17 protein-coding genes are annotated in these 19,269 nt (G+C 37.5%); 12 read left to right on the top strand and 5 right to left on the bottom strand.

From position 1 onward, the window contains the following. Positions 1–43: 43 nt before the first annotated feature. The 3 genes from QY321_03290 to QY321_03280 all read left to right on the top strand — a co-directional run bounded on the left by QY321_03290 (position 44) and on the right by QY321_03280 (position 2,844). On the top strand, positions 44–904 hold the full coding sequence (locus QY321_03290; protein ID WKZ24616.1) for a glycosyltransferase family 2 protein: 861 nt from the start codon (positions 44–46) through the stop codon (positions 902–904). 71 nt (positions 905–975) lie between these two features. Further along, positions 976–2,025 carry a glycosyltransferase family 2 protein gene (locus QY321_03285; protein ID WKZ24615.1) on the top strand — a complete coding sequence of 350 codons (1,050 nt, stop codon included), beginning with the start codon at positions 976–978 and terminating at the stop codon, positions 2,023–2,025. A gap of 9 nt (positions 2,026–2,034) precedes the next feature. Next, positions 2,035–2,844, top strand: coding sequence for a glycosyltransferase family 2 protein (locus QY321_03280; protein WKZ24614.1), 810 nt, complete (start codon positions 2,035–2,037; stop codon positions 2,842–2,844). A gap of 91 nt (positions 2,845–2,935) precedes the next feature. Here QY321_03280 and QY321_03275 read toward each other — a convergent pair whose 3' ends face one another. From QY321_03275 to QY321_03265, 3 genes are all read right to left on the bottom strand, one after another. Then, positions 2,936–3,817, bottom strand: a complete 882-nt coding sequence (locus QY321_03275) for an ROK family protein (GenBank protein WKZ24613.1) — start codon at positions 3,815–3,817, stop codon at positions 2,936–2,938. Positions 3,818–3,831: 14 nt separating this feature from the next. Further along, the gene (locus QY321_03270) at positions 3,832–4,764 is read right to left on the bottom strand and encodes a hypothetical protein (GenBank protein ID WKZ24612.1); all 933 of its coding nucleotides are present in this window, start codon (positions 4,762–4,764) and stop codon (positions 3,832–3,834) included. A gap of 102 nt (positions 4,765–4,866) precedes the next feature. Beyond that, entirely contained in the window at positions 4,867–5,265 is a 399-nt protein-coding gene (locus QY321_03265; protein WKZ24611.1) for a hypothetical protein, read from the bottom strand. A gap of 94 nt (positions 5,266–5,359) precedes the next feature. Here QY321_03265 and QY321_03260 point away from each other — a divergent pair, with 94 nt between their 5' ends. The 9 genes from QY321_03260 to QY321_03220 all read left to right on the top strand — a co-directional run bounded on the left by QY321_03260 (position 5,360) and on the right by QY321_03220 (position 15,395). After that, a complete protein-coding gene (locus QY321_03260) occupies positions 5,360–6,799 on the top strand; it encodes a flippase (protein ID WKZ24610.1) in 1,440 nt (479 codons plus the stop codon). A 63-nt stretch (positions 6,800–6,862) separates the two neighbouring features. Beyond that, positions 6,863–7,900, top strand: a complete 1,038-nt coding sequence (locus QY321_03255) for a glycosyltransferase (protein ID WKZ24609.1) — start codon at positions 6,863–6,865, stop codon at positions 7,898–7,900. Between the two features lie 10 nt (positions 7,901–7,910). After that, positions 7,911–8,927 (top strand): RluA family pseudouridine synthase, encoded by a 1,017-nt coding sequence (locus tag QY321_03250; protein WKZ24608.1) that lies wholly within the window; start codon positions 7,911–7,913, stop codon positions 8,925–8,927. A gap of 60 nt (positions 8,928–8,987) precedes the next feature. After that, entirely contained in the window at positions 8,988–9,548 is a 561-nt protein-coding gene (locus QY321_03245; protein ID WKZ24607.1) for a cytidylate kinase family protein, read from the top strand. 165 nt (positions 9,549–9,713) lie between these two features. After that, positions 9,714–10,721 (top strand): type I glyceraldehyde-3-phosphate dehydrogenase, encoded by a 1,008-nt coding sequence (gene gap, locus QY321_03240; GenBank protein WKZ24606.1) that lies wholly within the window; start codon positions 9,714–9,716, stop codon positions 10,719–10,721. Positions 10,722–10,786: 65 nt separating this feature from the next. Further along, complete coding sequence (locus QY321_03235) at positions 10,787–12,037, top strand: trypsin-like peptidase domain-containing protein (GenBank protein WKZ24605.1); 1,251 nt, start codon at positions 10,787–10,789, stop codon at positions 12,035–12,037. 1 nt (position 12,038) lies between these two features. Beyond that, positions 12,039–13,151, top strand: coding sequence for a peptide chain release factor 2 (gene prfB, locus QY321_03230; GenBank protein ID WKZ24604.1), 1,113 nt, complete (start codon positions 12,039–12,041; stop codon positions 13,149–13,151). 171 nt (positions 13,152–13,322) lie between these two features. Then, positions 13,323–14,753 (top strand): ComEC/Rec2 family competence protein, encoded by a 1,431-nt coding sequence (locus QY321_03225; protein ID WKZ24603.1) that lies wholly within the window; start codon positions 13,323–13,325, stop codon positions 14,751–14,753. Between the two features lie 441 nt (positions 14,754–15,194). Further along, positions 15,195–15,395 carry a hypothetical protein gene (locus QY321_03220; GenBank protein ID WKZ24602.1) on the top strand — a complete coding sequence of 67 codons (201 nt, stop codon included), beginning with the start codon at positions 15,195–15,197 and terminating at the stop codon, positions 15,393–15,395. Positions 15,396–15,467: 72 nt separating this feature from the next. Here the strand turns inward: QY321_03220 and QY321_03215 are convergent, their stop codons facing one another. Beyond that, positions 15,468–16,466 (bottom strand): ribonucleotide-diphosphate reductase subunit beta, encoded by a 999-nt coding sequence (locus QY321_03215; GenBank protein WKZ24601.1) that lies wholly within the window; start codon positions 16,464–16,466, stop codon positions 15,468–15,470. A 58-nt stretch (positions 16,467–16,524) separates the two neighbouring features. Beyond that, a complete protein-coding gene (locus tag QY321_03210; protein ID WKZ24600.1) occupies positions 16,525–19,074 on the bottom strand; it encodes a ribonucleoside-diphosphate reductase subunit alpha in 2,550 nt (849 codons plus the stop codon). Positions 19,075–19,269: the final 195 nt, after the last annotated feature.

The following is a 19,269-nucleotide window of genomic DNA, read 5'->3' as shown; positions in this document are numbered from 1 at the left end:
TTAAGTACTTAGATTTTAAAACCTTATTTTACGATTAAATAATATGGACTTTTCTATAGTCATCGTGAGTTATAACAGTCGGGTACAGTTACCGGCTAATTTAGCTTCTTTAAAAGAAAGTGTAGGAGAGCTTGATTATGAAATAATCGTAGTGGATAATGCTTCAATTGATAGCACTAAAGATTTTTTAGCAAGAGATTGGCCTGAAGTTAAGCTAGTAGCTAACCAAGAAAACTTGGGTTTTGCCAAAGCTTCAAATATTGGGATTAAAATAGCTAAAGGTGATAATATTATTCTTTTAAATCCAGATATGAAAGTTTTCCCCGAGACGCTTATTGATCTTAAGAATTGGCTAAAGAATAATGATCAAGCTGACGTGGTTGGAGTTAAACTACTTAATGAAGAGGATAAACTTGTATCACAAGTTAGACGGTTCCCGACCTTTTTTGATCAACTAATGATTATTTTAAAGATTCCGCATCTTGTACCCTCTGTTCTTAACCGTTATCTTTGCGCTGGCTTTGATTATAATCAAGACAGGGTTGTTGATTCTCTGCGCGGTTCGTTTTTTGTACTACCTAAAAGAACTTTGGAAAAGTATGGTCTTTTGGATGAAAGATATTTTCTTTGGTTTGAGGAAGTGGATTACTGTCGGACAGTTAAGGAGGGAGGCGGACAAGTTTGGTATACTTCATCCGTTAAAGCCATTGATTATGTCGGGCAAAGTTTTAACCGTTTACCACGTTTAAAGGCGCAGAAATATTTTAAAGATAGCCAGCTGACTTATTTTAAAAAATGGCAGCCTGGTTGGAGGGTTTGGTTACTTAAGCTTGCTTGGTTCTTCGGACTATTGTTAACCAGAATTTTAAAGAGTGGGGAGAGTAAAGAAGAAAAAGAGGCTTAATTAATTTATATTTTGTTATTAAGACTTTACTGTATAAGTTTAAGGTATAATTTTAAAGGATATTATATTATATGAAAAAAGTCGCGGTAGTTATTAGTCCCAATTATAAAGATTATGCCAAAAAATACTTGGCTGCTTGTTTGTCGTCTTTAAGATCGCAGACTTTTATTGACTTTGATCTTTATCTAATAGACAACGAAACAAGTGAAGAAAGTTTTGCTTTTTTGCGCCAAGAGGCACCTGAGGCGATTATTAAAAGACTTAATGATAACGCCGGTTTTGCCGGTGGTAATAATGCGGCCTTGCATGAAATAATTGAAAAAAATTATGAATACGCCGTACTTTTTAATATGGACACCGAGATCGAACCAAAGGCTTTGGAGTCTTTGGTTAAAGCTATGGACTCTGATATTAAGGCTGGTGCTATACAGGCAGCCTTATTACTTCACCCGGATAGACATCTTCTTAACAGTGTTGGCAACATATCCCATTTCCTTGGTTTTGGTTATTGTCTAGGTTACAGAGAGCCTTTATCTACCTTGCCTAAAGATGTGTGCGATATCTTTTACCCTTCTGGGGCAGCGGTTATTTTAAGGGTCAAGGCTTTAAAAGAAGTCGGTCTTTTTGATGAAGAAATGTGGATGTATAATGAAGACGAAGATTTGGGTTGGCGTTTATGGCTTAGAGGCTGGACTTGCCGACTTGAACCTAGGGCCTTGGTTTTTCATAATTATGAGTTTGCTCGTTCGGTTAAAAAATATTATTGGATGGATCGCAATCGCTTAATTACAATTTTTAAAAATTATCATTGTCTAACCATTGTTTTAATTATACCAGCCCTGGTTTTAATGGAATTTGGATTAGGTCTTTTTGCTCTTAAGAGTGGCTGGTGGAGAGAAAAATTAAGGGTTTGGGCTTATTTTCTTTCCCCTAAAACTTGGCGGTATTTAATTAAAGCGAGACGAGCCATACAGAAAACTCGCTTAGTTAAAGACAGAGAAATTATAAAAATGATCAGCGGACATATTTGGTACCAAGAAATTGATGATTGGAAGCTGAGAATGATTAATCCTTTTTTTGCCCTTTATTGGCGACTTGTAAAATTTTTAATCAGGTGGTAATTTAGCTTTATGGATATATCAATTATTATTGTTAACTATAAGAGTAAGGGATTAACACTTAACTGTCTTAAATCTATAGAAGAGGCTGATTTTGGCGATTTACATAAAGAGGTAATTGTGGTGGATAACAATTCAGACGAGACCATAGGGGAAATTATCGCCTGGCAATATCCCAAAACAATCTTTATCCAAAGTGAAAAAAACTTGGGTATGGGTGGTGGTAATAATCTTGGTTTAAGGAGAGCTTCGGGGGATTATCTTTTTATCATGAATCCGGATACCATGGCTTTTCCCGATATGTTTACCGAACTTTATTGTTTAATGGAAGAAGACAAAGAAATAGGTTTAGCTGGACCTAAACAATTCAATCCGGATCAGAGTGTGCAAGATTCTGCTTATCGTTGGCATAATCTTTTAACCCCTTTTTATCGTCGGACTTTTTTGGGTAAATTACCTTTTGGAAAAAAGGCTTTGGATAATTTTTTAACTCGTGACTTTAAAAAAGATTCGGTAACGGAGGTAGATTGGTTATTAGGTTCATGTCTTTGTTTAAGACGCAAGGCCTGGGAAGAGGTGGGCGGTTTTGATGAAAGATTTTTTCTATATTTTGAGGATACTGATCTTGCGCGACGTTTTTGGGTAAAGGGTTGGAAAGTGGTATATTGTCCCCAAGCTAAAGTTATCCATAATCATAACCGTCAAAGTGCGGCCAAGCCTTGGTATACCTCTCCTTTTAACTCGGCTGGTAGGCAACATATTCTTTCTTGGTTAAAATATCTTAAAAAGTGGGGATTAAAAAATCCAGCCAATAGGGTTTAAATTTTTTTGTAGCCTTTTTAATTTTCTTTTTCAATAAACCCGCCAGGCGCCTGGCGGGTTTATGCTATTGATTTTATTGAGTATTATTTAGCTACTCTTTAGACTTTTCTTTAGGCAAAAGGGCTGCTCCAATAGCTCCGGCCATTGGGCCTAGTTTACCTTTAACTAATTTGGTTGTTCTGGCTTGCGGGGTAAAAGTATATTTAGCCAAGCTTTCCTTGGCGCTTGTTAGAAATAAATCACCCGAGGACATAACTCCTCCGCCCATAATTATAATTTCCGGGTCTATAATATTAACAATCGTACTTAAGGCTGTGCCAAGATATTTACCGAATTCTTCAAAACTTTTTTCTGCCAGACGATCTCCGCGATAAGCTTCTTGGGCTAGAGTAGCGGCGTTGTTTTGGGTAAGTTTATTATAAGCTTGTTGGAGAGTGAGGCCATTATCTGCATCAATCACCATATGACCTGGTTCGCCAGCCGCGTTATAGGCACCGTAATAGACATCACCGTTATACCACCAACCACCACCAATACCTGTACCGATGGTCAGACCGTAGACGTTATTTGATTTTCTGCCGGCACCTAAAACCGCTTCGGCTCTTATAAAACAATTAACATCATTATCCATTAGACAATTCAGATTTGGCATGTTTAATCTTTCTTTTAACAGTTCTCCTAGCTTCTGTTTGTTTAAGATTGGTACATTGGGTACATTGATTATTTTTTGTTTAGGTATGTCTATAACACCCGGTATCCCTATTCCTAATCCAATAATTTCTCCTTTGTTTTTTTCAACTTTATGAAGCAAGGGCTCCAAAACCGCTTGGCTCATGATAAGGAAGTGATCCAGCGTGTCTTTGGGGGTGGCTAAAACAGAATTTTCCACTACTTTATTATTAAGTAAAAGCACACCGGCTATTTTAGTGCCGCCAATGTCTAATCCCAAACGATAGCGTTTAGCGCGAGTCATATATAATGTTTTATTTAAGACTTAAATAGAGCTTTGGCTTTATCCCAAAAGATAGGATTATCGTTAGTAACTTTTTCCCAGTACCAGTATTCTACACCCCACCAATAGAAAATACGAAAACCGGTTTTGCTGATAAAGTGGTTTATTTCATCAAATTTCTCAGGACTCATACTATAGGCTCTTTCTTCGGGGGTCATTTCTTGATAGGCGATTTTACCCCAGGGCTCTCCCTGTAGTTCAATAATTATCCAGTCTTGCGGATGAGCTATTAAGTTAGCTAGATTCTTTTTTATTTTAAAGAAGACCGGTCCTATAGGGTAACGAATAGCACGATCCAGAACGCTTGAGTAGGTGGTAAGGTAAAGAGTACTACCGAAAATATCCGCTCTTTTGGCGGCTTGAAACCAAAGCGAAAGTTCGCCTGAGTCGGTAACAATAATTGGTCTAGTGTCCAGAGATTTTACAAAAGCTATTTCTTTATCTAAGAAGGTTGGGTCAAGAGGCGGACATTCGCCGAAGTATTTTAAAAACGGTTCATTTTCCACTTGCCAATAAGCAACAGAGGTTCTTTGTTTATAGCGAGTAACCGTAGCTCCAATATATTCTAAAAGAGCTTCTTGTCTTTCTTCGGTGGATAATTCTTCTGACCATCCCGGTTGATGACATTCCGGCCAACGGGGAACTCTTTGTCCAACAGTTAAGATAAGTTCAACTTGTCTTTTTTCTGCTTCCTCAATCAGCCAATCTAATTCCGTCCAATCAAAAAGATCGGGTTCTGGTTGAACTATGTCCCAATAAACCGGTAAGCGCATTTTTTTAACTCCCAAGTCGTCTAAAATAGCTAAGTAGGTTTCTTGCCAATCTAGACCTAGGCTACGGCTGTGTTTAGCTGAATACGTTACTCCGTATTCCATTTCATCTTTTTCATAAGTCGGCCCCCAACTCATTAGGAAAAAGAGCCAGGAAAAACAGACTAAGATGATAATAATGTATCTAATAACACGGGCGAAGGAAGATGGTTTTATCATATCTTGAAAATCATTTTCGATTTAAGTTGAAGCTTTTGCCAAAGATCTTATTACAAAAGTTACTATGGCAAAAGAAGACAGAATAATAACTAAGCCGATAATAGCGTTGCGCATGCGAGCGTTGGCATCTTTGATTTTTTCTTCGTTGCCGGCTGCTGTCATATACTGAAAACCGGCCCAGACAAAGAGAATAAAAAAGATTATACCTAAAAAGCCCAAAAAGATACGAATAAGTCCGGCGACGATTTCCATTAAGCCTTTGGTGGGTGGCCCGGTTTGTTCATAGCCGTATTGTCCGACTTCGCTTAAGCCTCCCCTTTCAACTGTATCAAGCAAGCCGCCTTGGGCTTCTACTGAGATTGCGCTTAAGCTAAAAACGATTATTAAAGCAAGCACTGAAAAGATAATTTTATTTAACATATGTTTATTATAATGATTATACTGCTTTTTTACTTTATCTAAGCAGTATGGTAATATATTCAGTATACTAAACTCAGGCTAAAAAGTCTATCTTATGGAATTATCTGCTCGCGTCGCTTCCAATACCGCCATCCAGGTTATTGGCAAGATTTTAAGCACTTTGTTGGCCTTGGCCGCTGTTGCTTTGGTAACCAGATATCTTGGTAGCTATGGTTTTGGGCAATTTATCACTGCCCTGACTTTTGTTACCTTCTTTTCAATTTTGGCTGACTTTGGCTTAACTATGGTGACTTCGCAAATGATTAGCAAGCCGGGTGCCGACCGAAGTAAGCTCTTGGGCAATCTTTTTACTTTTAGGATAGTTACGGCGGCTGTTTGTCTTGGTTTGGCACCTCTTTTGGTTTGGTTTTTTCCTTATGATCAGGCTGTTAAAGAGGGAGTCTTAATTGCCGGAGTAGCCTTTTTCTTTATATTACTTTGCCAACCCTTTGTTAGTCTTTTTCAAAGAGATTTAAAAACTGATCGTATCGCTTATGCGGAAACTGGTAGTCGTTTACTTCTTTTAGCTTTTACGGCCGGCGCTATCTATCTTGATTGGGGTTTAAGTGGTGTACTTTGGGCCATGGCGGCGGCTAACATTTTTTCTTTTATCTTTCATTATTTTTTTGCTCGTTCTTATACTTCAATTAAATGGCGCTATGACAAAGAAATTTGGTTAGATATTGTTAAAAGATCTTGGCCTCTAATTATTACCATTACTCTTAATCTTATTTACCTACGAGCCGATACTTTACTTTTATCTTTGTTTCGTTCTCCAGATGAAGTCGGTCTTTATGGTGCGGCTTACCGGGTGATTGATGTTTTAGTGACAGTACCTTTTATTTTAGGTGGGACTGTTTTGCCGATCTTAACTGCTCGTTGGGCTTCGGGGGATAAACAGGCTTACATAAGGGGTTGGCAAAAAACTTTTGACGCTTCGGCAATTATTGCCCTACCTATGGTGGTGGGAGGTATTGTTTTAGCTGGACCGATTATGATGCTTTTGGCGGGAGATGAATTTGTGGCTGCCGGACCAATTTTAAAAGTTTTAATGCCGGCGGCTGGTGCAGTTTTCTTTAGTGCACTGTTTAGTTATACTATGATTAGTTTTGATCGACAAAAGTCAATGATCCCAGCCTATGCCTTAACGGCTTTTGTTGCCCTAGCTCTTTATCTACTCCTTATTCCAACTTATTCTTACACAGCTGCTGCTTGGATTACCTTATTGAGTGAAGTTATTATCCTTATTTTGGCTTGGCGCTTAATTCGTCGTTATGGAGATATTAAGCCTAATGGAAAAATCTTTGCTAAAGCTCTTTTAGCTTCTTTGGCTATGGGTTTATTTATAATTATTTTACCTCAAATAGAGAACGTTATTCTTAGTTTGGTTTTGTCGATATTTTCCGGAGCGGTTGTTTATCTTTTACTGCTTTATCGGCTTGGTGGTTTTAAGTTTAAGGATCTTAACTTTTTTACCAAAAGATTTTCTCCTTAGTCTTTGATTAAATCTTTAAAATCGGAAATTAAGTTAAAAAAATATATAAAATATATAATTAATATGTCTTTTAAGAAAACAATTATTTATCCCGGCTCACTCGCTTCTTTAACTCTTTTTAAAGATCTTTTAAGATCTTTAAAAGAAAGAGGTCTTTTAATTAAAGTTGGTTCTTCTTTTTTGTTTAACTCTCTTTGGTCTGCTTTATTATTATGGCCTTTTTGGGTTGTGTTATTTTGGCCTGTCTTACTTTTTAAAAGATGGATTAGGGGAGTTAGAACAATAGTTTGCGGTGGGTTAGTGGATAAGCTAATTATTACCTTACCGGCTCGTTTAAGCGGTTGTCGTGTTATCTGGTTAGTGGCACCAAAAACTGAAGAAACAAGCAAAAGAAGAAGTTTGGGTTTTTTGTTAAAACCACTTTCTCGTTTGGCTTTGGTCTTGTCTTGGGGTAAGGCCGTAGACGAGGGTCTTTACTTAGGTAAAAAGATTGTGTTACCCTTAGCCCATCGTCCAGCTGAGGTTTATCAGGAAGGGCTTTATCGTCAATTAGCTAAGCCGCAAAGAAGGCGTTTTGTAGTTGGTTCTGTTTTAAAACAAGCCAAAGCCGAAGAATATGAGCGACTTATTTCAGCTATTGGGGTTGCTGTCTCTATTTGTCCGATTGTTGAGTTGGTGATTATTGGCGAAGGAGAGGCTCATAAACAAGTACAATGGTTGGTGAGAAAACTTGGTTTAGAGGGGCATGTTTGGTTAACTGGCGAAGATAGGCGAACCCAAACTTGGTTTGAAAGTTTGGATCTTTATTTGGTTCCGCAAAGGGAACTTAATCTTGATGAATTAAGCGATGTTTTATCCGCCATGTCTTATTCCCTGCCGGTAATAGCTACTAAAAATCTTGGTCTTGATGAGATTATCGGGCGGGAAGCTGGTTTACTTATTGATTCTTTTGATAATGAAACAGTAGCTAACGCTATTGTTAAACTTCAACAAAACGAAGAGTTGCTAAAAGATTTAGCCAAACAAGCCAGCCTGCGAGTAGCTTCTTTAACTGAAGAAAATTTAGCCCAAAGATTTTATGAAATTATAACGAACGATTAATTTTAAAACTATGAAGAAAGAAATTAAAAAAAAGGCAGACCAAAATATTTACTTACCAGAAGAAAATTGGTGGGGACAACGTTTGGATAAATGGTTAGCAGATAAGTTAACTATTGCCAGATCTTTAGCCAGGCAACTGGTACTTGAAAAAGCAGTTTTGTTAAATGAGCAAAACGCTAAGCCCCATGCTCTTTTAAGAGAGGGAGATAGGTTAGAGATTGTTAGAAAGAATATTCTAAGCGATTTAACTGCTATTAAGGGTAAAAAAGGTAAAAAAAGCAAGAAGGAAAAAGATGAGGAAGAAAAGAAAAGAGAACAAGAAATTGAAGATTTTAACATTGAAATTATCGCCAAGACCAAAGATTATTTAGTGGTTAATAAGCCGGCTGGTCTTTTAACTCATCCGGCACCAAGCTCTGCCGCTCCTTCTTTAACTACTTGGCTTTTAAAAAAATATCCGCAAGTTTCTTCGGTTGGGGAAGATTTAAACAGACCAGGGATAGTTCACCGAGTAGATAAAGACGCTTCAGGTCTTTTAGTGGTTGCTTTAAATAATAATTTTTTCAATCACCTTAAAGAGCAGTTTAAGAAGAGACAAGTTAAGAAGATTTATCAGGCGTTGGTTTATGATGCGGCTTTACCGGATGAGTTTGAGGTTAACTTTTTAATTGAAAGATCATCAGACGGCTCTAAAATGGCTGCTAAGCCTTTAAGTCAAACGGGAAGGACGGCGACCACCAAAGTTAAGGTTATTAAGAAGTTTTATAATTACGCTTTACTTGAAGTTACAATTGCTACCGGCAGGACTCATCAGATAAGGGTTCATTTATCCGCTTATACTCATCCGATAGTCGGGGATAATATTTATGGACAAGTTAAGCATAAGAAGATGAATCTTAAATTCGGACTTAAGAGAATATTTTTAGTAGCTACCAAGCTTTCTTTTGAAGATTTAGCCGGTAAGAAGGTTGAGTTTTCCATTGAGCTTCCTAATGAGTTGACAGAATTTTTAAAGATTATAAAGTAAGATAATAGTGTTTATGATTGTTTTTAGCTTTAACTTTAATCTTAACTTTTAAATTTACTTATGATAGTTTCTTTTAGTGGTTCACCAGGTTCTGGTAAGTCAGGTATAGCCGAAAGATTGGCTAAGGAGCTTGGCTGGCCCTATTATGACATAGGTATGCTTAGAAGGCGATTAGCTGGTGAACGGGGTATGACACTTGAAGAATATAACACTCTGGGCGAGAGTGATCCAAGCACCGATTTAGAGGTGGATAATTATCAAAAAGATCTGGGCACCAAAGAAGATAATTTTATCATTACCGGTAGAACTTCTTGGTATTTTATTCCCCATTCTTTTAAAATATATTTGTTTACTGATATGTCAATAGGTGCTGAAAGAATTTTTAATGATGTTAAGAATCGCAATGAAGCCGCTCCTTTTAAAAACATAGAAGATGTTATTAAGGCATTGAAACGTCGTATAGCTAGTGATGATTTGCGTTACAAGAAGTATTTTAATATAGAGGTTAATGATTTATCCAACTATGATTGGGTGTTGGATACAGGCATCTTAGACAAAGAGGAAGCTTTTAGATCGGTTAAGGAGAGGGTAGTGCAAGAGATGGAAAATAGGGATAATTAAAATATACAAAATGGGAACAAAATTTAAGACCTTTATTATTTGTTGTGTTTTTTGAGTTTTAATTATCTTTGAAAACCTTAAGATTTTGAACACTCTGTTTTTTATGCTATAATGTAATAATCTTGAACCTTGGGTTCTTTTACTTTATTTTTTTAAGTTATATATATGAATATTGCCATTAATGGTTTTGGCCGTATCGGCCGAGCGGTTTTTAAAGCTTTGTTAAATAAACCTGGTGTTAAGGTGGTGGCCATCAACGACCTAACCGACACCAAAACTTTAGCCCACCTTTTTTCCTATGATAGTTGTTATGGGACTTATGCGGGGACGGTTAAGTCCACTACCGGTGGTTTGGTAATTAATGGAAAGACCTATCCGGTCTTAGCTGAAAAAGATCCATCAGTTTTGCCTTGGGGGAAAATGAAGGTTGATGCGGTAATTGAATCAACTGGGCGTTTTACCGAAAGAGCGCAAGCTGAACTTCATATTAAAGCTGGAGCTAAGAAAGTAATAATTTCTGCACCAGGTAAAGACGATTCCATTAAGACCTATGTTTTAGGTGTTAATGAAGATAAGATTAAAAAAAATGACAAAGTTATTTCTATGGCTTCTTGTACCACCAATTGTTTAAGTCCTGTAACCGACATTTTAAGACAAGCTTTTGGTTTAGAGAAGGCTATTATGACCACTATTCATTCATATACTGCTGATCAGAACCTGGTAGACGGACCCCATAAGGACTTACGACGAGCCAGGGCGGCTGCTTTAAGTATAATCCCGACTTCCACTGGTGCAGCTAAAGCTGTTACTAAAACCATTCCTTCTTTAGTTGGTCGTTTTGATGGTTTAGCTGTGCGGGTACCTACTCCGGTTGGTTCTTTATGTGATGTTGTTTATGTTACGAAAAAGAAAGTTACGGTTGAACAAGTTAATAAGATTTTACGACAAGCTGCAAAACAAGCTCGTTATCGTGGTTTAGTAGCTGTTACCAATGAACCGATTGTTTCTCAAGATATTGTCGGACGACCGGAAAGTGCGGTGGTTGACCTATCTTTAACCGCTGTAGTGGGAGATAATCTTTTAAAAGTTATTTCTTGGTATGATAACGAATGGGGTTATAGTAATCGTTTAGCCGATCTTTGTTTCTATCTTAAGAAAAAAGGTCTTTATTAAAGAGATTATTTAGCATTTAGGCAACTATTTTTATTATTTTTTGTTTTTTAATTTTTTAATTTCATATGGATAACAATACCAAAAAATATTATTTCATGATCCTGGTTGCTTCAATAGTCGTTAGTGCGGTAATTGGCGGTTTAGCTGGTTTTTTAGCAGCTGAGTCAATTTCTCGTAGTCGTCCTTTCTTGGACAAATTAGAAAGAGCCCTAAAAACTTCTGAACCCACAGTGATTGAGCAACGTTTATATGATAATCAGAATGAATCTTCTATTGTTGAGGTAGTTGAACAAGCCTCACCGGCTGTAGTAAGTATTATTGTAACTAAAGATTTGCCAGTCCGTGGTTCTTTGCCTATGATACCAGATGATCTACGTTCCTTTTTAGGTCCTGATCTTTTTGGACGTTTTTTTGATGAGCAAGCTCAAGATGAGCCCGAAACACAAAGAAGAGAGATTGGGGGAGGTACTGGTTTCTTGGTTTCCTCAGACGGTATGATCGTTACTAACAGACACGTTGTTGATGATGAATCAGCGGATTATACGGTTCTTTTAAATAGCGGCGAAAGATTACCGGCTCAAGTCCTAGCCCGAGACCCTTTTAATGATATGGCGGTTTTAAAAGTTGAGGGTCAAGATTTTTCTCATTTAATTTTAGGAGACAGTGATGAATTAAAGGTTGGGCAAACAGTGATTGCCATTGGTAATGCCTTGGGAGAGTTTCGTAACACTGTTTCCACTGGTGTAATTTCCGGTTTAGCGAGATCAATTAACGCCCTGGGGAAAGGTTATATAAGCGAACGTCTTTCCGGGTTAATACAAACAGATGCTTCAATTAATCCCGGTAATTCCGGTGGACCCTTACTTAACGCCAGTGGCTTAGTGATCGGTATTAACGTAGCGGTGGCCCAAGGTGCACAAAATATAGGTTTTGCTATCCCCATTAACCAAGTTAAAACAGCGATTGAAAGTGTTAAGACTGATGGTAGAATTATTCGTCCTTGGTTGGGGGTTCGCTACGCTATGCTTAATGAAGCTTTAGCAGAAATGCAGGGGATTGAAAGAACCTCAGGCGCTTTAATTATTGGGGGTAATAATGAAAGAGAGTTAGCTGTTTTACCAGATTCGCCAGCTGCCAAAGCTGGTTTAAAGGCTGGGGATATTATTATTTCCATTAATGATGAAGAATTGTCTGAAGAAAAACCTTTAGCCGAAAGAATCGGGCGTTTTAAGCCGGGGGATAAGATGGAAATGTCTATTGAAAGAGATGGACGACTTATTAATTTAACGGTTACCTTGGAAGAGATGCCTCAGTAACATGGAACATTTACTTAATAATTTGGAAGAGTTAAGAGAAAAAATTATTGCTACTAAGAAGCTTTTGGCCATAGACAGAAAAGAAGCTAAGGCGCGAGAGCTCCGTGTTCTAAGTGGTGCGCCTGATTTTTGGCAAGATCAAGCCAAGGCCGTGTCGGTTAGCCGTGAAGCGGAAGAACTTGAAAAAGAAGTAAAAAAGTGGAATGATCTTCAACAAGAAGTGAGACAATTGGAAGAGTTAACGGCGATGGCTAATTTAGAACAAACAAATAATAAAAGTCAGTCCTTAAGTGATGATTTACATAAACAGTATGAAGATCTTTTAAAAAAATTCAATGATCTTGAATTTTTTGTTTTATTTGCTGGGCGTTATGACGCCGGCCACGCCATTATTTCAATTCATGCCGGTACCGGCGGGGTAGATGCTCAAGATTGGACAGCTATACTTGAAAGAATGTTTTTTCGTTTTTGTGAAAAACACGATTGGTTACTTGAAGAAGCAGACAGACAACTTGGTAATGAAGCTGGTTTAAAGAGCGTTACTTTTAAAGTAAGTGGACTTTATGCTTATGGCTACCTTAAAGGCGAAGCCGGTGTGCATCGTTTGGTACGTATTTCTCCTTTTGATGGTGAAGGTATGCGCCACACCTCTTTTGCCTTAGTGGAGGTTTTACCTGATTTACCGGATGACGAACCATTGGACATAAAAAGCGAAGATCTTAAAGTTGATTTCTTTAGATCTTCTGGCCCTGGAGGACAGAGTGTTAATAAGACATCTAGCGCGGTACGTTTGACTTATTTACCAAACGGCTTGACAGTGGCAGCCCAAAGCGAAAGATCACAACACCAAAACAGGGAGTTGGCTATGAAAATTCTTAAGGCTAAACTGCATCGCTTACAAAGTGACAAAAGAGCGGACGAAACAGCTTCCTTAAAGGGTGGCAATATACAAGCTGCCTGGGGTAAACAGATAAGATCATATGTTCTACAACCGTACCAATTAGTTAAGGATCATCGCACGGGTTATGAAACAAGCGATGTTCAAGCGGTTTTAGATGGACAATTAGAAGGCTTTATTGAAGCTTATATTAGACATAAAAAAGCTGAAAATTAATTTTTTAGTTTAATTAAAATTTAAGCACCCTCTCACCCTCTTATCTTGGGTCTAGGGGGTGTTTTTTATTTTAAAATTATTTATTTATTATTACTCATTATTTTTATTTAATAATTTTACTTTGGCTTATTCTTTTTATCTACTGTTTTTTATTTATTATTTTATAAAACCATGTATTATCTAAAAGCTCAGACAAGAGCCTTTTTTACTCCAATAAAGAAAGGTAGAGCTCTTTTATTATTGGCTATCGGCTTTATTATTGGCATAGCTTGTTTTTCTTTTATTACCTTATTTTTTTCTTTCTTAGCCTTTATTTTTACCGCTATTTTTTTAGTAATTTTGTTCATTTTTTATTCTTTTAAAGCTCCACCTTTGTTAATTATGGTTTTATTAGTTTTATTAGGATTTTCTTTGGGCGCTTGGTTTTACCAAGAAAGAAACTCTCCTCCACCGGTTCATCACCTTAGCCACTTTAATGGACAAACAATGGCTTTTTACGCCTTGGTTATTAAAGTTGAACAAAGACTTAATGGCCAAAGGCTAACGGTTAAGGCTTATATGGATGAGCAAGACTTGGTTTTTATCGGAAAAGTTTTATTAACTACTCCAGCTTACCCTATCTACCGATATGGAGATAGTTTATCTGTTATTTGTGAGCTACAAGCACCTTTTAGTGAAAATAATTACGATCGTTATCTTAAAAAACAAGGTATTTACAACGTTTGTTTTAGGCCGTCTATTACTTTTTTATCCTCAGATAATGGTAATTTTTTACTCAATAAGATCTTTACGCTTAAAGAGAACTCTTTTTCTTTAGTAGAAAGACAAGTACCTTTACCTGAAGCTTCTTTGGTTTTGCCTTTATTATTTGGCGCAAGTTATCCCATGGAAGAGGATCTTAAAGAAAATTTTCGCCGTGCCGGCTTAAGTCATATTGTGGCAGTTTCGGGTTTTCATGTTGGTCTTTTATCTGCTTTTTGTTTGTTTTTACTTTTAGCCTTTGGTTTATCAAGAAATACGGCAGCCTTTTTAAGTATTATTTTCTTGGTTGTTTATGTTTTAATGGTTGGGGTGCCAGCCTCGGCCTTAAGGGCAGGTCTGGGCGGTGCCTTACTTTTATTTGCTATGTCCGGTGGTCGGCAAATTAAGTCATTGCGCCTAATAACCATAGCGGCTGCTCTGACTTTAGTCTTTAATCCTTTATTATTGCGAGATGATATTGGCTGGCAGCTGTCTTTTTCCGCTGTTTTGGGTATAGTTATTTTACGACCAAAATTGGAAAGTTTCTTATTATATTTATCTTCAGGACGTTTTTTTTATTTTATTAAGATGTTGTCTTTAACCTTAGCGGCGCAGCTCTCTACCGCACCAATTTCTTTATATAATTTCGGAGCTGTTTCTTTAATAGCTCCGATTAGTAATTTATTGGTTGTGCCAGTAGTACCTCTTTTAATGATTTCTACCATAGTCGCCTTAGTACTAATAAGGTTTATGCCTTTTTTGGGGGAGATTATTTTTGCTTTTGTTTGGCTTGTAGCTAGGTATGTCTTATTAGTAGCTGATGTTTTATCTAAGTCAGACTGGTTTATCTTTTCAAAATAATTTACGCTCAAGGCTGTTGATAACTTTTTACTTTTTAACTTTTACTCTTTTCTTAACTTTTTATTTTAGCGGGTAAATATACTTAGGATATTAATTTTCTCCCAATATTTTTCTTTAGAATAAAAATAAGATAGTTTTTTTGTTTAGATAATCCTTTTAATAATAAAATATTTTAGCTATTTTTAGCTAATATTAAATAAAAAATAGGGTAGTTATTTTTTTAGAGAAAAAAATATTGTTTTCCTTTTTTTATGTTTCTTGTTTATTAATAATATTCTTTTAATATTTTTAAATAAAAGTTTCAAAACATTTTCTTTGCCTTTTATTTTATTATCAGCCAATTTTATTGTTGACTTGTCATTTTTGTGATATAATTAAATTAGCAAATGAAATCAGTGCAAGGTTACTTGCGTGATCATTTCTAAGAAAGGAGGTGAAACTATGCCAACTAAGAAAAAGTCCACTGCTAAAAAAGCAGTAAGAAGACCAGCTGCCAAAAAGAAGGCCGCTAAAAAGGTTGTTAGAAAAGCTGCTAAGCGTAAGCCAGCCGCTAAAAAGGTTGTTAGAAAAGCTGCCAAGAAGGTTGCCAAGCGCAAGCCGGCCGCCAAGAAAAAAACTGCCGCTAAAAAAAGACGCAAGTAGTTTTTAATTTGGAATCAAAAAACCCTTCCACGTGGAGGGTTTTTTGTTATTTAAGTAGCTAGTTTTTAATCCTTAGGTTTTTGGTTTATCTAGGCCATCCGCTCTGGCATTTACCTCATAGCTGGTATTTTGTTGTTCAAAGAAGTTAACTAGTTCAAAGACGTCAGTGGCGGTAGTCATCCATTTAGCCGGATTAGAGACATTATAGTGCTTAGGTAGACCAAGTTCTTCCAGTCTTCTGTCTGCTACGTATTGAACGTATTGGTTAACATAATCCGCGTTAAGTCCTAGGATACCTCTCGGGAAGAGATCTTTATTATAGGCGGTTTCAAGATCCACACCTTCTATGACAATATTTCTTATCTCATTAGCAAATTCTTCGGTTAAAAGATCTTCATTTTCTTCTAAAATATTTAAGACCAAATTAATACCGAATTTAAGGTGTAGTGATTCATCTCGCAACACCCAGTTAATCATGGAGCCAAAATTACGTAGTTGGTTTCTTTGTCTAAAAGATAGCATGACCATAAAGCCACTGTAGAACCAGATACCCTCCATGACGATATTGGTGGCTACTAAGTTTTTAATAAACTCCTTTTTACCTTCCACTGTCTCTACATCATAACTGGTTTCCGTCATGCGCTTCATGTATTTGGTAACAAAAGACTCTTTGGCAAACATTGACGGAGTATCTATATGGACGTTATAAATCTTTTCTCTGTCAAAAGGAAAGGTTTCCAAGACGTATTCAAAAGCCACACAATGATTAGCTTCTTCCCACATCTGTTTAGCTAAATAAAGGTGGCATTCGGGGGCTTTAATATAAGGGTAGACGCCTAAAGCTAGGACACGGTTAACGATTAATTCGGCCGGGTTAAAGAAGGCCATAATGAATTTAACGGCATGGCGCTCGTCTTCGGTCATTTTTGCCCAGTCGTCTAAATCTTCTTTAAGAGCTATTTCATGCGGATACCAGGTATTGGCAATAGCCTGTTCATAGAGTTCGCGAGCCCAAGGGTATTGACTGGGGTGAAGATTATAATCTTCGGGGGATGGTTTTCCAAGTAACATAAAGATAATTAATAATTATTAAATTTAAGATAAGCTAATGCTTAATAACTCATTTTACTTATTGGCAACTGTCGCATTGTAAGCGCTCTTGGGGATCAATTGGGCAGGCTTTAACTTCTTCTACGACTTCAGTTGATCTAGCTACCGTTACTTTAACAGTTTCGTTAACAACAACTTCGCTTTGTCCGACATTAGCGGCAAAGGGAGCCACTTGAGCGGAGGCTGAAAGATTAAGGTTACCAAAGCCTTTTTTGCCTAATTTATGACCCTTGTTAACTTTAATTGTAGATTGTTCTGCACTATGGCGAGGCTTCATATGAAGGTAATAAGTGGTTTTAACACCTTTTCTCCAACCGGCCATGTAAATATTCATGGTTTCATTAATATCTCTGGTTTCTAGATACATATTACGAGATAATGCCTGATCAACCCATTTTTGGGCTCGGGCTGCTACTTCCATAAAGGCATAGGGCGAGGTAGTAAAAGAGGTCTTATAAATATCCTTAATAACGTCAGGGATAAGTTCTATGTCAGAGATATCACCTTGTAGTTCAATAATTTCTTCTCTAACTTGTTCCCAAATTCCCAGCTTTTTAAGGTCATCAACCAGGTTAGTATTAATGTCTAGATATTTACCAGAGATTTTATTACGAGAAAAAATTTGGGCAAAGCGGGGATCAATACCGGGAGTGGTGCCGGCTAAAAGACCGATATTGGCATTAGGTGCTACGGCCATTAAGGTGGCGTTACGGATACCTTTTTTAACCTTAGCTCTTAAAATATCCCAGTCCAGGTCCTTATTTAAGCTCTCTTTGGGAATATCCAGAGTTATGCCTCTGTCTTTTTCTAAAATCTCAAGAGTATCAAAAGGTACCATACCCTTAGACCAACCCGAGCCGGCAAAGTGAGTGTAAGAGCCGCGTTCTTGGGCTAAATTAGCGCTTTCATCAATTGCCATGTAGCTGATAAATTCAAAAATTTTGTCGGCAAAATCATAAGTCATGGGTGAGTCATAACTCCAACCCATTTTTTCCACTGTATCAGCAAAACCCATAACACCTAGTCCGATAGCACGATTCTCTTTGTCGGACTTAATGGCTTCAGGTAAAGGTAGTTCGTTAATGTCAATTAGGTTATCTAATTGTCTAACAGCTAACCTTACGGATTCTTCCAATTTCTTCCAATTAACTTCCTTACGTCTAATATGGGCGGAGAGGTTAAGGGAGGCTAGATTACAAACCGCAATATTATCTCTATCCTGGGGCAAACAAATTTCCGTACAAAGGTTAGACATGTGGATGGTGCCGGTATTATTGTTAAGAGCTCTAAGATTCATTGGGTCTTTCCAGGTTAACCAGGGGTGAGAAGTGGTTTGTAAGAGAACCAAAATTTGGCGATATTGTTCCTGGGCCGGTACTTTCTTAAAGATTCGTAAATTACCAGCTTCAGCTTGTTCAATATAATGACTATAGCGCTCGCTAAAGGCTTGTCCATATAATTCGTTTAGATCCGGAGTTTCTTTGGGATCAAACATATACCAAAGATCATCTGTTTCTACTCGGCGCATAAATTCATCGCTCAAGAAAACCGCAGTGTTGGCGGTGCGCATACGTAGATAATCGTCACCGGCGTTATGTTTCCACATTAAGAAGTCCGGGAAATCCACGTGCCAATTTTCCATATAAAAAGCCAGGGCACCTTTTTTCTTACCTCCTCTTTGGATAGCTCTAATGGCGGTATCAATAATTTTAGCAAAAGGAGTTGGCCCGCTAGAAGCGGTATTATTGGAAGACAGGGGAGAGCCACTGGCTCTAAGTTTAGTAATAGAAGCTCCGACACCACCAGTAGCTTTGGAGATCTTCATAATGTCGGCTACTGATTTAGAGATATGATCAATGTCATCTTGGATTTCCAAAAGAAAACAATTAGACAAAGCCGGACGAGAAGTTCCTGAACCGATATTGGTTGAACCACCGGCCACGTACTCCAAGTTAGACATCTTGTTATAGAATTTAATTGCCCATTCGGTTGGGTTCTTTTCGTTATAAGCAAGACCCATTGCTACTCTCATAAAGAAGTATTGGGGAGTTTCCACTGGTTTTTGTTGTTTGTCTCTAATAGCGTAACGGTTTAGAAGGCCAGAAAGACCAGCAAAGGTAAATAATTCATCACGACTAGTATCCAAAGACTCAGCTAGAGTTTTAAGATCAAAAAGCTCAGCCATTCTTTTATCCAAGAGGCCATTTTCTACACCTTGTTTAATATGTTCGGCAAATTTTTGCTTATGAAGACTTAAAACAGCATTTTCATCTTCTTTATCATAATCACCAAAAAGACGACGATAAACGGTTTTAAGTAAAAGACGCTTAGCTACAATATCATAGGCGGGATCTTCTTTGACGTTTTGCAGGGTGGCATTAATGGTAGCTTCATCCAGTTCGTCGGTAGTAATGCCGTCATAAAGAGTTAGATGGGTCTCAGTGGCGATTTGAGTCACCATAGACACCTGGTCTTCAAGGCCATGGCAGGCGCGAGCGATTGAACGATTGATCTGGTCCGCGTTAAACGGCTCACGGCTGCCATCGCGTTTGGTGGTAGAGATATTCATAAGCATGGTATTAATTAATAAACTATATGTTGTGCTATAGCATTACTCAGTATACTATATATAGTGTATCAAGACAAGCAGCCAAAATAGCGCTTAACTTAGAAAAAAAATCAACTTATACACAGCAAGGCGCTGGGTAAGAGCCATGGACTTTTTGTTTTTTCTTCGTTATAATGAAGAAGATAGTTAAACAAG

This window comes from Patescibacteria group bacterium, from assembly GCA_030583705.1.
Classification (GTDB): Bacteria; Patescibacteriota; Patescibacteriia; order Patescibacteriales; family Patescibacteriaceae; genus Patescibacterium.
The sequence above is the reverse complement of the archived record's forward strand: the minus strand, read 5'-3'. Positions and strand labels throughout refer to the sequence as shown.